Here is a 14,252-nt window from a genome sequence, read left to right as displayed (position 1 = left end):
GCGGTATCACTCGGCACATTCTTCGCGCGCTGGTTTAGGAATTTCGCAAGGAAAGGTTGCATTGGCGCAAACCATAACCACCTGCGATCAATTCTTCGCTACACTGATTTTTTCCCGGAACGATAGGCACCACAATGCGTTTGATCCCGTTTATCTCTGCTCTGCTGGTCGTTGCGGTGCTCTATCTGCTGCTGATCGAACGCGACGCCCTGATGACCTTCGCCCGCGGCGAAGGGCTGGATCGCGCCATTGCCGTCGCAAAGGGCACCGAGGCCCCGACGCCGCCCGCTGATGCCGCCTCCAGCGACGCCGCCTCGGACGACGCCAGCACCGCCCCGCCACCAAGCACGCCCGACGCAGAACCGGCCCCCGACCCCGTCCGCGTCGTGGCCCTGCACAGCACCGCCCAGATGGTCGACAGCGCCATCCTGCTGCGCGGCCAGACCGAGGCCGCCCGCTCCGTCGATCTGCGCTCCGAGACCAACTCCATCGTCGAATCCGAACCCCTCGCCAAGGGCACCATGGTGCAAAAGGGCGACCTGCTCTGCAAACTCGAATCCGGCACCCGCGAAACCGCGCTCTCCGAAGCGCAGGCCGGCCTGTCGGAGGCCGAAACCGGCCCCCCCACAGACGAGGCCCGCGTCGCCGAAGCCGAAGCCCGTCTTGAGGAAGCCCAGATCAACTATAACGCCGCCGAAAAACTCTCCGCTGGCGGCTTTGCCTCCAACACCACCCTCGCCTCCGCCCGCGCCTCCGTCCGCTCTGCCGAGGCGACGCTCGCCGCCGCGCGCGCCGGTCTCTCCAGCACCCGCGCCCGCATCCAGTCGGCCCGCGCCACCGTCGCCACCGCCGAGAAAGAGATCGAGCGTCTCGCCATTCACGCCCCTTTCGACGGCCTGCTCGAATCCGACACGGCAGAGCTTGGCTCGTTCCTGCAGCCCGGCGGCCTCTGCGCCACGGTGATCGGCCTCGATCCGATCCGCCTCGTCGGCTACATGCCCGAAACCGATGTCGAACGCGCCCGCCTCGGCGCCCCCGCCCGTGCCCGTCTCTCGGCCAGCGGCGATGAGGTCACGGGGCAGGTCACCTTCCTGTCGCGCTCCGCCGATCCCACCACCCGCACCTTCCGGGTCGAAGTCTCGGTGCCCAACCCCGATTTCGCCATCCGCGACGGCCAGACCGCCGCCATCGCGATCGAAGCACCCGGCGTCCTCGCCCACCTCTTGCCGCAATCCGCGCTGACCCTGAACGACGCAGGCACCCTTGGCGTGCGCCTCGTCACCGACGACATTGCCAGCTTCGCCCCCGTCACCCTGCTGCGCGACACCTCTGAGGGGGTCCTGCTGACCGGCCTGCCCGACCGCGCCGACGTCATCACCATCGGTCAGGACTACATCGTCGCCGGTGTTCCCGTGATCGCCAGCTTCACCGACCCCGGTGCGCTGCACGCGGAGCCCGGCCAATGACCAGCGTCATCGACTGGGCCGCCTCGCGCGCCCGCATGATCCTTGCCTTCATCGCCGTCTCCCTGCTCGCGGGCGGCTATACCTACGCCAGCCTGCCGAAAGAGGGCGAGCCGGACATCGAGATCCCGGCCCTGTTCGTCTCGGTCCCCTTCCCCGGCATCTCGGCACAGGACAGCGAAACCCTGCTGGTCAAGCCGATGGAGACGCAGTTCTCCGATCTCGACGGCCTCAAGACCATGACCTCCACCGCGTCCGAGGGTTACGCCGGTGTCGCGCTGGAGTTCGAGTTCGGCTGGGACAAGACCAAGACCATGGCCGACGTGCGCGATGCCATGGGCAAGGCCGAGGGCGATTTCCCCGACGGCGCCGACACCTATTCCGTGTCCGAGATCAACTTCTCCGAATTCCCCATCATCATCGTCAACCTGACGGGCGCGGTCCCCGAACGCACCATGATCCGCGTCGCCAAAGCCCTGCAGGAAAAGGTCGAATCCCTCGACGCCGTGCTCGAAGCCGGGATCGCGGGCGAGCGTGACGAGATGGTCGAGGTGCTGATCGACCCCCTCCGGCTGGAGAGCTACAACGTCACCGCCAACGAACTCCTCTCCGTCGTGCGCAACAACAACCAGCTGATCGCGGCGGGCGAGGTCGACAGCGATCAGGGCACCTTCGCCATCAAGATCCCCGGCTCTTTCGATGACGTGCGCGACATCTACGCCCTGCCGGTCAAGCTCAACGGCGACCGCGTCGTGACCCTCGGCGATCTCGCCACCATCCGCCGCACGTTTGAGGATCGCACCGGCACCGCCCGCTTTAACGGAGAGCGCACCGTCGCCCTGCAGGTCGTCAAGCGCAAGGGTTACAACCTGATCGACACCGCCGCCGAGGTGAAGCGCCTCGTCGAAGACAGCGCGGCCGAGTGGCCCGACCAGCTGCGCGCCGCCGTCCATGTCGGCACCTCAAACGACCAAAGCCGCGTCGTTGCCTCCATGGTCAGCCAGCTCGAAGGCTCGGTGCTGACCGCCATCGCGCTGGTGATGATCGTCGTCCTCGCCGCCCTCGGGCCACGGCCGGCACTGCTGGTCGGCTTCTCGATCCCGACGTCGTTCCTGCTCTGCTTCGTGCTGCTGGGGATGATGAACATCACCATCTCCAACATCGTCATGTTCGGCCTGATCCTCGCCGTCGGCATGCTGGTCGACGGCGCCATCGTCGTGGTGGAATACGCCGACAAGCGCATCTCTGAGGGCGCAGGCCCGATGCACGCCTATGTCGAGGCCGCCAAGCGCATGTTCTGGCCCGTTGTGTCGTCCACCGCCACGACCCTCTGCGCCTTCCTGCCGATGCTGTTCTGGCCCGGCGTCGTCGGCCAGTTCATGGGCATGCTGCCGGTGACGCTGATCTTCGTGCTCTCGGCCTCGCTGATCGTGGCGCTGATCTACCTGCCGGTGATGGGCGGCGTCATTGGCCGCATCTCGCGCAGCTTTGAACGCTCCTCCGACGCCCTGCGCCGCACCCTGCCTTGGGGTCTGCGCGCGGCGCTGGTGCCCCTCGCCCTCTACGCGATGTTCCTCGGCGCCATGCAGACGATCAACCCCGCCTACCTCACCGGCGCGCCGATCCTGCCCGGCGTCCTAGCGCCGCTGCCGGGCATCCTGCTGTTCCTGCTCTCCGCCTTCGCCGCATCCATCACCCTCGGCGCGGCCCGGCTGCACTGGCGCCGCCCCCGGATCCGCGGCGGCCACCGCCGCACCGCCTTCGGCTGGCTGATCCACTTCATCGCCGGCAACCCGATCATGCCGCTGGTCACCATCGCCGCCGTCGTGGGCTTCATCATCGCCACCTTCGGCTACTACGGCAGCCACAGCAAAGGCGTGGAGTTCTTTGTCGAGAGCGAACCCGAACAGGCCATCGTCTACGTGCGCGGCCGCGGCAATCTCAGCCTGTCACAAAAGGACGCGCTGGTGGCCCAGGTCGAAGCCATCGTCCTCGCCCACCCCGGCGTCAAGACCGCCTTCGCCTTCGCGGGCGAGGGCGGCCTCAACTCCAACACCGGCGGCGCCGAAGCCCCCCTCGACACCATCGGTCAGGTCCAGCTTGAGATCATCCCGTGGGAGGATCGCCGCGACCGCCCCGACCTCGACGGCAACCGCGTGATAGACGAGCTCACCGCCGCCACCGCCGCCGTCCCCGGCATCAAAATCGAGATCCTTGCCGGTGACATGGGCCCCGCCTCCGCCAAGCCCGTCCACCTGCGCCTGATCGGTGACGACTGGGACCAGCTGATCACCGCAACACAGGCCGCGCGCGCCGAATTTGAACGCCTCGGCGGGCTGACCCTGATCGAGGATACCCTGCCCCTGCCCGGCATCGACTGGCAGATCGACGTCGACGTCGAAAAGGCCGGTCGCTACGGCGCCGATGTCGCCACCGTCGGCGCCATGGTCCAGCTGATCACGCAAGGCCTGCTGCTCGACACCATGCCCGTCGACACCTCGGATGAGGAGATCGAGATCCGCCTGCGCCTGCCAGAGGCCGACCGGGTGCTCTCCACCCTCGACACCCTCAAGGTGCGCACGCCGCAAGGCCTCGTGCCGCTGTCAAACTTCATCACCCGCCAGCCGGTCGCCAGACTGGCCCAGATCAAGCGCGTCGGCCAGAAACGCTTCTTCGACGTCAAGGCCGGCGTCGCCAGCGGCCTGACCACCCCCCGCACCGACCCCGACACCGGCACGATCACCCAAGCCCCCGTCACCCCGTCCGAACGGATCGAAAAGCTCACCACATGGCTCGACAGCGGCGCCCTGCCGCCCGGCGTCAGCTACCAATGGACCGGCGATCAGGAGGATCAGGAAGAAAGCCAGACCTTCCTGATGACCGCCTTTTCAGCCGCGCTGGCGCTGATGTTCATCATCCTGCTGGCGCAGTTCAACAGCTTCTACAACGCGGCGCTGGTGCTGCTGGCGGTGGTGATGTCGACCGCAGGCGTCCTCATCGGCATGCTGGTGATGGATCAGGCGTTCTCCATCATCATGACCGGCACCGGCATCGTCGCGCTGGCGGGCATCGTGGTGAACAACAACATCGTGCTGATCGACACCTATCAGGAATATTCCGGCTACATGCCAAGGATCGAGGCGATCATCCGCACCGCCGAGGATCGCATCCGCCCGGTGCTGCTGACCACCATCACCACCATGGCAGGCCTCGCGCCAATGATGTTCGGCCTCAGCCTCGACTTCATCGGCGGCGGCTACTCGATCGACAGCCCGACGGCGCTCTGGTGGAAACAGCTGGCGACAGCCGTGGTCTTCGGCCTCGGCATCGCCACGGTGCTGACGCTGGTCTTCACGCCGTCGATGCTGGCCCTGCGCGTCTGGCTCACCACCTATGCGCAGTGGTTGGCGCGCCTGCTGGCGCGGCTTTCCTTCGGACGCGGCAGCCGAGCCGCGCAGGACTGGGCGTTGCGCAGGTCAGCCCGGCGCACCCGCTCTCCCGAAATCCTCTGGCCGCTTGAAGACACCCCAGAGCTCGCCGCCTCGGCGAAACCGGCACAATAACGCACCGCCCCCTTACCGTTCAGATACCGACCAGATACCGACACCCCGATTTGCCGCTTTTCAACGACACAACGACCGCAACAAACACCCCGCCATCCCCGTCATCTTGCCGAAAATACTTCGGGGGGAGGCGCGCTCGCGCCGGGGGCAGCGCCCCCCACACCCCTCTCAGCTCACGCCGCCTCATCCGCCTCCGCCGACTGCCTCTGCCACAACGACGCATACCGCCCATTGCGCTCCAACAGCTCGACATGCGTCCCCTCTTCCACGACAAGCCCCTGTTCCAGAACCACAATCCTGTCCGCATCGGCAATCGTCGACAAGCGGTGCGCAATGGTCAACACAGTCCGCCCCTCGCCCGCCCGGTTCAGAGCCGACTGGATCTCACGCTCGGTATCGGTATCCAGGGCCGAGGTCGCCTCATCCAGCAACAGGATCGGCGGGTTCTTCAACAGCGTCCTTGCAATGCCAACCCGTTGTTTTTCCCCGCCCGACAGCTTCAACCCCCGCTCGCCGACCCGGGTCTCATACCCCTCCGGCAACGATACGATAAAGTCATGGATCTGCGCCGCTCGCGCCGCTACCTCGATCTCCTCTCGACTGGCGTTATCGCGGCCATAGGCGATATTGTAACCCACTGTATCATTGAACAAAACAGTGTCCTGAGGTACCACCCCGATGGCATCGTGCAGACTGTCCTGCGTGACGTCGCGCAGGTCCTGCCCATCAATGCGGATCGCCCCCCCGGTCACATCATAGAACCGGAACAGCAACCGCCCGATGGTCGATTTCCCCGACCCGGAAGAGCCCACCAAAGCCACCTTCTGCCCCGCGCCGACCTTCAGCGAGACGCCCTTCAGGATCACCCGCTCCGGGTCGTAGCCAAAGATCACATTGTCGAGCTCGATCTCACCGCCAGCAACCGCCAAAGCCTTGGCACCCGGCTTGTTCTGCACCTCGGCCGGCTGATCCAGCAGCACGAACATCTCGCTCATATCGATCAGCGCCTGGCGGATCTCACGATAGACGGTGCCCAGCATGTTCAGCGGCAATGTAATCTGGATCATGTAGGAGTTCACCAGCACGAAATCCCCCACCGTCAGCGTGCCATTCTGCACCCCGATCGCCGCCATCACCATCACGGCGACAAGGCCAATGGTGATCAGGAACGCCTGCCCAAAGTTGAGAAACGCCAATGAATACGAGGTCTTGACCGCCGCCGCCTCATACCCCGCCTGAGCATGATCATAACGCCGCGCCTCACGCGCCTCGGCGCCGAAGTACTTCACCGTCTCGAAGTTCAGCAGGCTGTCGACAGCTTTCTGGTTCGCGTCGGTGTCCTGATCGTTCATCACCTTGCGCAGCTTGACGCGCCACTCGGTCACCTTGAACGTGAACAGGGTATAGAGCGCAATCACCGCCGCCACGACCAGCAAGTAACTGATATCAAACAATGTCGCGAGGACGATGGCGATCATCAGCAGCTCGATGATCAACGGTCCGATCGAGAACAGCAGAAAGCGCAGAAGAAACTCGACGCCCTTGACGCCACGCTCGACAATCCGGCTCAGCCCGCCGGTCTTGCGCGTGAGATGATAGCGCATCGAAAGCCGGTGAATATGCACGAAGGTCTCCAGCGCCAGCTTGCGCAACGCCCTCTGCCCGACGCGGGCAAAGATCACATCGCGCAGCTGCTGAAAACCGACGCCCATCAGACGCGCCATCCCGTAGGCCACGGTCAGCCCGACCGCGCCAAACCCGAGCATCCAAGCCGCGCTGTCGCCTCCGTCCTTGGCCAGCGCATCCACTGCAGCCTTGTAGAGAAACGGCGTTCCCACGGCGATGAACTTGGCGAGAAACAGCACAAACAGCGACAGCACGACGCGACGCTTGATCCAGGGGTGCTCGGCGGGCCAGAGATAGGGCACCACGCGCGCCACGATCTTGCCACCGTTCTTGGGCATCTCGGCCGATGTTGTCACCGAATGTCGTGGGCTCATGCAGTTGGCTCCTTGTTCCGGCTGGCGCTCTGGCTGGCCTGCCGCCCCTCATTGGGGCGTGATCGCGGACGGCGTGCGTCGCACGGTCCTGTCGTGTTCTGAGCGCGGTATACCCTATCACTCTGCGGGTTCAACATTGCTTGCGCGTCGCGACAGGATCACCCGACAAGCTCAGGCGGAGCACGCCGTGGCCAGAGGCTTCGCACCATATGAAATGAAAGCAATGTTTGCCGGCGCGCAGTGCCTCAGTCAGGCTCGGGCACCGTAAAGATCTGGCCGGGGTAAATCAGATCCGGATCACGGATCAGCGGGCGATTTGCTTCAAATACACGCACATAGAGCACGCCTGCCCCATAATTCTGCCGGGCAATGGCCCAAAGAGTCGATCCCGGCTGTACCGTCACCTGCGATACAAGCCCATCATTCAGCTCGGCCGCCAGCTCCTGATCGGCGCGTTTGAAGGGCGTCTCAACGCGGCTGACCACTGCGCCCGCGCCATCGACTTCGTCGACACGCAGACGATAAACGCCAGTATCGACTTCGGGCAGTGTCGTCCCCCAGCTGCCATCCTGTGCGATCTCGGCCGTCGCATTCGTCAGGTCATCCAGATAGATCCGCACGAAGGCACCGGGCGTGCCGCGCCCCGACAAGACCACCTCGCCAGCCGTGTCGTATGAGATCGTATCCAGCAACACAGTCCCGGCAACCTCGGGCGCGCCGCCCTGCAGCACCCGGACGCCGTTGCCGTCAGCCAACAGAACCGTGGTGGTCTGCTCGCCGGCTCCTGCCTCTGCAGTTGGCGCAGACATCAACGCGGTGTCATTCGCCTGCGCCGGGGCCGCTTCGGTTTGCGGCGCGTCATCGGATTTGGCCGGGGCTTCGGGCAGCACAGGGGTGCCCGTGATGTTCTGATCTGTCGCAGCCGTGGCTTGAGTCAGCGTCTGCGCTATCTCGACCAGAGCTGGCGTATCATCGCCTGCAGTACCGGACGAAGTTACGTCCGCAACCTCTTCACTTTGCTGTGAAACGTCGGATTGAGCCTCGGCGATCACTGCCGCGCTCGGCGCGAGGATCACCTGCTCGGTCGAGGTGACATCGCCCTCACCCTTGGGGCCATGCATGACCAGCGTCATGATACGGGGCGCATCGCTTGGCATCAGGTCCAGAAACGTCACAAAGCGCCCGTCGCTCCCGATGGTGGGGCGATCCACCTCATGTCCGTCGAGCAGTACCGCAACCGGCCAGTCCGGTGCTCCGGCGCCCGCGACGAGCGTCGAGCCATCCAGCTCGATGCGCACAACGTCGAAACGAGGCGGCTCGGGAAGTGGTGGCATGCGGGAAGACTGCGGTTCACTGGCGGCAGATACGGTCTCGGGCGCTGCGATCGCCTGCGCCGTCGGCTGAGCATCGAGCGCAGCGACATTGGGAGAGGCTGCCGTGGCCGTCTCGTTCGGGGCTTGCGGAGTCGGGCCGATCCAACCGAAATGGATCGCAGCGGCACCGACAACGACGAACGTCGTTGCGGCGGCGATGCCCGGCCATCCTGCAAATTCGCCCGATTTCAAGTGTCATCCCCCAACACAATGGCCGCTCAACACGGTTGAGGACATATATCAGCCGGGTTAACAACGGTCAAAAGCGCAATGGTCTCAAGGAGTGCCTAGCCATGACGAAACCCTCCATCTGTGTCTATTGCGGCTCACGTCCGGGGGCGCGACCCGCATATGTGGCACAGGCTGCCCGCTTTGGTCAGCTTCTGGCCAGCAAGGACTGGCGGCTGGTCTATGGTGCCGGAGACGTCGGTTTGATGGGTGAGGTGGCGCGTGCCGCCCAATCCAATGGCGCAGAGACCTTCGGCGTCATCCCTACCCACCTGATGAGCGCCGAGGCTGGCAAGCGCGATCTGACCCGCTTCGTGATCACCGAAACCATGCATGAGCGCAAGAAAGTCATGTTCATGAACTCGGATGCCATCGTGGTGCTGCCCGGTGGGGCTGGAACGCTCGACGAGTTCTTCGAGGTCCTGACTTGGCGCCAGTTGGGGCTGCATGCCAAGCCAATCATCCTGCTCAATACCGAAGGCTACTGGAGCCCTCTCCTGCAGATGATGCAGCAGATTGTCGAGGAAGGCTTTGCCGATCCGTCCATGCTCGACATGGTTCAAACGGCGGTGGATGCCGAGGCCGCGATTGACGCCCTCGGCGTGCTGATCGCGGGTTAAGCCGCGATCAGACCATTGCGCAACTGCCGCTCGATCTCTTCGATCGGGTGGTTGGTCAGGGTCTTGGGAACCTCTGCGATCACACGATCGCTGACCTCCTGGTGCAAGGCCTGGCGAAGCTCACCCAACGTCTTGGGCGGCGCGATCAGGGCGATATGCTCAAACGCGCCCCGGTGGGCCCGTTCATACAGCATCTGCGCCAGATCGGCGGCAAAGCGTTCCTTGGCCAGCTCGTGCCAGTCAGTGTCATCCAGCGCCGAGCGTTGCCCGGGGCCGTTGTCGCTGACCCGACCGGGGCGATTGGCAGATTGCTCTGTGTCCTTGGGATTGTCCTGCTCTTCCTTGCGGATCACCTGAAGGAAGGGGTCCTCCTCATCCGTGACATTACGCAGGAACAGGGCCTTTTCGCCATCCGCGACCAGAACCCAGGCTTTGTGTGGAAGACCGCTCATGTCACTGCCCCCGTTTTCACCTCAGGCGTCATTCGGATTGTCATGGGACGTCTCCTTTTGTGTTGTTTCTCAACAACAAAACGCGAAGACCGGGCGAGAGTTCCACAACGCGAAACCCCCGCGCAATGCTGCGCGGGGGTTTGCTTGAGTGTCTTGCGGACCTTAGCGGATCACATGCGCGAGGCGACGTTTTCCCAGTTGACCAGCTTGTCGAGGAAGTTGGTCAGGTAGGCAGGACGCTTGTTGCGGAAGTCGATGTAGTAGGAGTGTTCCCACACGTCGCAGCCCAGCAGAGCGGTCTGGCCGAAGCACAGCGGGTTGACGCCGTTTTCGGTCTTGGTGACCTTCAGGCTGCCATCTTTGTCCTTGACCAGCCATGCCCAGCCGGAGCCGAACTGACCTGCGCCGGCGGCAGAGAATTCTTCCTTGAACTTGTCGACCGAACCGAAGCTCTCGGCCAGGGCCAGCTCAAGCTCGCTCGGCATTGCCGAGGTGCCGGGGCTCATCATTTCCCAGAACTGGTTGTGGTTCCAGAGTTGCGAGATGTTGTTGAACAGACCGCTCTGGGCAACCGCGTCGGGGTTGTAGGTGCTGGTGATGACGTCTTCCATCGACATCCCCTCGTATTCCGAGGCGGCCAGCAGCTTGTTGCCGTTATCGACATAGGCCTTGTGGTGAATGTCGTGGTGATATTCCAGCGTTTCCTTGGACATGCCGAGGTCGGCAAGAGCATCGTGTGCGTAAGGAAGATCAGGAAGTTCAAAAGCCATTATGTGGGCCCCCTTTTCTGGAGTTCGTTAATGCGATGTGGCCTAGATGGTATTCCTGCGCACCGAAGGTCAAGGGGCTACCCCCGTGCAACAATGCATATGCGCCCTTCAGAGAGGTGCAGGGTTGTAAAGCTGACAACCCTGCTAACCCTCTGGGCGTTCAGGCGAAAAGCCCCGCCTCACTGCCCGGTTTTGCAGCATCGCAGAGGATGGTGAAAACATATTCTGCGACGGAGCGGAAACAGATCAGTTCCACCCGCCCCGGTGCGGGCAGCCACAACGCTGCGGGCACCTGCGCCAGTCGCGTGCGGCGGAACATACCCGGGCGAAACTGGGCCGGAGCCATGTCCACGGGTGCCAGCTTGGCCACCACTTCGCGCACCAATGCATCCGGGCCGGTGATCGAAAAGATCGCCCGCGCATGGCTGACATCCACAGCCGAGGCCATTGGGTCGCTGAGCTTTTGCTCCAGCGTCCCAAGGGCATCTGGCAGATCCGCATAGGGCAGCATCACCAGCAGCTCATCCGGCGACATCCAGGCGATTGCCTTCTCGGTCATCACCGTGACTTCGCGCTGGCCGGGAACATCCAGGCTTGTCAATGCCTTGGCAGCCTTTCCAAGCGTCCCCGAGATATCGCCGCGCAGGGTGATCATGGCGCGCATGGGTTCTTCGGCCACGCGCACATAGCCGTCATAGCTGGCGCCGTGCAGCGCGCTCACCGGCGCCGGTCCTGTCAGATCAGACATTCTGCTTGTCTCCTGCCTTGTCGTAAAACACCGGATCAACGATCTTGGCCGACACCGGTCCGCCGCTCATCCGCGTGACCTGCACCACGTCGCCGAGACGGCTCATGCCGCCCTTGAGCAGACCCATCGCGATGCCTCGTCCCAGCGTTGGCGAATAGTAGGTCGAGGTGATACGTCCCTGCATGTTGCGCTGATCCTTGTCGTTCTGACCCTCCGCCAGCACATAGGCGCCATCCTCGATGACACTGCTGTCGGTGGTTTCCAGCCCGACCAGCTTCCAGCGGTTCGGGTCCGCAAGGAAGCTGCGGGTCTGGCCACGCTTGCCGAGGAAGTCCGTCTTCTTCTTGGAAATCGCCCAGTCGAGGTTGAGGTCCTGCGGGATGACGGTACCATCGGTTTCGTCACCGATCATGATGAAGCCCTTTTCAGCCCGCATGACGTGCAGCGCCTCGGTGCCATAGGTCACGGCGTCAAAGGCGCGCCCCGCCTCGATCAGCGACTGCCAAAGCGCCAGACCCTGCCCCGCGGGCACCGCCAGCTCATAGCTCAGCTCACCCGAGAAACTGATGCGGTAGAGCCGCACCGGAATGCCCGCGACGACGCGGTCGGCCCAAGCCATGAACGGCAGCGTCTCGGCATCGATGCTTGCGGTGCCCAGCACCTCAAGCAGCTGGCGCGCCTGCGGACCGACAACGCCGATCTGCGCGTATTGCTCGGTCGCGTTGACGACATGGACCTTGAGGTCCCACCATTCGGTTTGCAGCCATTCCTCCATATGGGCCTGGATACGGTCCGCACCGCCGGTGGTGGTGTGACACAGAAAGGTATTCTCGTCGATCCGCGCCACGACTCCGTCGTCCATCAGAAAGCCGTTTTCGTCGCACATCAGGCCGTAACGGCAGCGCCCCGGCTTCAGCGTGCTCATCATGTTGGTGTAGAGCAGGTCGAGGAACTTGCCCGCATCCGGCCCCTTGACCACCAGCTTGCCGAGGGTCGAGGCATCCAGCAGACCGACGCGATTGCGCGTGCCATTGACCTCTCGGGTGACTGCCTCGTGCGCAGTCTCGCCGTCGCGTGTGTAGCAGAAGGGGCGACGCCAGTGACCGACCGGTTCCCACTTCACGCCATTGGCCTCGTGCCAGGAATGCATAGGTGTCCGGCGCAGCGGCTGAAAGGCCGCATCGCGCGCCGCCCCGGCAATCGAGCCGAGAGAGATCGGTGTATATGGCGGGCGGAAAGTGGTCGTACCGACCTGCGGAATCGCTTCATTCAACGCATTAGAAAGCACCGCGAGTCCATTGATATTGCTCAATTTACCCTGATCCGTCGCCATGCCCAAAGTGGTATAGCGCTTGGCATGTTCGACGCTCTCGAAACCTTCCTGAGCGGCCAGCTGGATATCGGAAACCTTGACGTCGTTCTGATAGTCCAGCCATGATTTTGAGCGCAGTTTTCCAGTTGCCCCTGCCGGCATGATCCAGACGGGCGCAAGCGGAATCTCCGCGACATCCTCGACAGTTGTGGCCACTTCCTCACCGGCCGAATATCCGGTCGCCGAAACAGCTGACCCGCCTGCCGCACGCGCATCCACCAGCACATCGGACAGGCTGAAGGCGCCATTGGCAGCACCGGCGCAGATGACGAAGGGCTTGCCGTCGTGGCTTGTCGGCGCGCGCTCCGCATCCGGTCGGAACATGGCACCGGCCTCATCCCAGATGAGCTTGCCGCCGCAATGCGACCACAGATGAACCACCGGCGACCAGCCACCCGACATGGCGACCGCATCGCAGGCAATCTCCTCGATCACACTGCCGCTGCCCGCCTGAGCGCAGATCGCAATGCCGGTGACGCGCTTAGTACCCGAGACATGGGCGATGGCGCGGTTCACCTCGACCCGGATCCCCAGTTCGCGGGCACGGATCGCCAGATCGCCGCCGCCAGCGGGACGCGCGTCAAGGATCACCGCGACCTCAAGCCCGGCGTCTTTCACCGCGAAGGCGGTGCGATAAGCGTCGTCGTTGTTGGTGACAATCGCCACCCGATCGCCGGGCGAAACGCCGAGGTCGACGATATAGTCGCGCACAGCCGAGGCAAGCATGACCCCGGGAATGTCGTTGCCCGCGAAAGACAAAGGCCGCTCAATCGCACCCGTTGCCGTCACGACCTGCGCCGCCCGGATCCGCCAGAGGCGATGACGCGGCACGCCCGATTGTGGCGCGTGGTCAGTCAGGCGTTCATAGCCCAGCACGTAGCCGTGATCGTAGACACCCGCCCCCATGCAGCGCAGCCGCATCGTGACGTTTTCCATGGCTGCAAGCTCGGCCACCAGCGCGTCGATATGATCGGCCACTGGCGCGCCGTTGACCTGACCACCGTCGACCGGCGCGCGACCACCCCAATGGGCGGTCTGTTCCATCAGCAGCACCCGCGCCCCGGCGCGACCGGCCTCAGCCGCCGCCGTCAGGCCCGCAACGCCGCCGCCGATCACCAGCACATCAGCGAAAGCATATAGGTGTTCGTAGGTGTCGGCGTCCTTCTCCGTGGGGGCCTTGCCGAGGCCGGCGGACATGCGGATGATCGGCTCATACACATGTTTCCAGAAGGCGCGCGGGCCCATGAAGGTCTTGTAGTAGAACCCGGCGGGAAAGAACCGCGACAGCTTGCTGTTGATCGCACCGACGTCGAATTCCAGGCTGGGCCAGTGGTTCTGGCTTGTGGCGACCAGACCGTCAAACAGCTCGGTCGTGGTGGCGCGCTGGTTCGGCTCGAACCGGGCACCTTCCCCCAGACCGACGAGGGCGTTGGGTTCTTCCGCGCCCGAGGCGACGATGCCGCGCGGGCGGTGATACTTGAACGACCGCCCCACCAGCATCTGGTCATTGGCCAGCAGCGCCGAGGCGAGCGTGTCGCCTGCAAAGCCGCGCATCTGCCGTCCGTTGAAGGTGAAGGTGACCTTTGTGTTGCGGTCGATCTTACGTCCGCCTTTCGCAAGCCTGCTGCTCATCGCGCCTGCGCTCCCTTGTTAAATACGTGTG

At 63.9% G+C, this 14,252-nt stretch carries 9 protein-coding genes; 3 read left to right on the top strand and 6 right to left on the bottom strand.

What is annotated here, in order from left to right; genetic code table 11:
• The first annotated feature begins 134 nt into the window (after nucleotides 1-134).
• Entirely contained in the window at nucleotides 135-1,466 is a 1,332-nt protein-coding gene (locus tag F3W81_RS02035) for an efflux RND transporter periplasmic adaptor subunit (protein WP_193082016.1), read from the top strand.
• Entirely contained in the window at nucleotides 1,463-5,026 is a 3,564-nt protein-coding gene (locus tag F3W81_RS02030) for an efflux RND transporter permease subunit (protein ID WP_193082014.1), read from the top strand. Before F3W81_RS02035 ends, F3W81_RS02030 begins: the two co-directional genes overlap by 4 nt.
• Before the next feature lie 173 nt (nucleotides 5,027-5,199).
• Here F3W81_RS02030 and F3W81_RS02025 read toward each other — a convergent pair whose 3' ends face one another.
• Entirely contained in the window at nucleotides 5,200-6,990 is a 1,791-nt protein-coding gene (locus tag F3W81_RS02025; protein WP_407692471.1) for an ABCB family ABC transporter ATP-binding protein/permease, read from the bottom strand.
• 281 nt (nucleotides 6,991-7,271) lie between these two features.
• Complete coding sequence (locus tag F3W81_RS02020) at nucleotides 7,272-8,591, bottom strand: LysM peptidoglycan-binding domain-containing protein (RefSeq protein ID WP_193082011.1); 1,320 nt, start codon at nucleotides 8,589-8,591, stop codon at nucleotides 7,272-7,274.
• Between the two features lie 101 nt (nucleotides 8,592-8,692).
• On the opposite strand from F3W81_RS02020, the gene F3W81_RS02015 reads away from it, so the two are divergent.
• Nucleotides 8,693-9,247, top strand: a complete 555-nt coding sequence (locus F3W81_RS02015; protein ID WP_193082009.1) for an LOG family protein — start codon at nucleotides 8,693-8,695, stop codon at nucleotides 9,245-9,247.
• Here F3W81_RS02015 and F3W81_RS02010 read toward each other — a convergent pair.
• The 4 genes from F3W81_RS02010 to F3W81_RS01995 all read right to left on the bottom strand — a co-directional run bounded on the left by F3W81_RS02010 (nucleotide 9,244) and on the right by F3W81_RS01995 (nucleotide 14,221).
• On the bottom strand, nucleotides 9,244-9,699 hold the full coding sequence (locus F3W81_RS02010) for a host attachment family protein (protein ID WP_193082007.1): 456 nt from the start codon (nucleotides 9,697-9,699) through the stop codon (nucleotides 9,244-9,246). The genes F3W81_RS02015 and F3W81_RS02010 overlap by 4 nt on opposite strands.
• Before the next feature lie 170 nt (nucleotides 9,700-9,869).
• Nucleotides 9,870-10,469: a superoxide dismutase gene (locus F3W81_RS02005; RefSeq protein ID WP_193082005.1), complete on the bottom strand. Its 600-nt coding sequence runs from the start codon at nucleotides 10,467-10,469 to the stop codon at nucleotides 9,870-9,872.
• A 160-nt stretch (nucleotides 10,470-10,629) separates the two neighbouring features.
• Nucleotides 10,630-11,217, bottom strand: coding sequence for a sarcosine oxidase subunit gamma (locus F3W81_RS02000; RefSeq protein ID WP_193082004.1), 588 nt, complete (start codon nucleotides 11,215-11,217; stop codon nucleotides 10,630-10,632).
• Nucleotides 11,210-14,221: a sarcosine oxidase subunit alpha family protein gene (locus F3W81_RS01995; protein ID WP_193082002.1), complete on the bottom strand. Its 3,012-nt coding sequence runs from the start codon at nucleotides 14,219-14,221 to the stop codon at nucleotides 11,210-11,212. The genes F3W81_RS02000 and F3W81_RS01995 overlap by 8 nt, the downstream gene beginning before the upstream one ends.
• Nucleotides 14,222-14,252: the final 31 nt, after the last annotated feature.

Source organism: Pseudooceanicola spongiae, assembly GCF_014899185.1.
Classification (GTDB): Bacteria; Pseudomonadota; Alphaproteobacteria; order Rhodobacterales; family Rhodobacteraceae; genus Pseudooceanicola; species Pseudooceanicola spongiae.
Note: the sequence above shows the minus strand (reverse complement) of the source record. Positions and strands in the feature narration are given on the sequence as shown.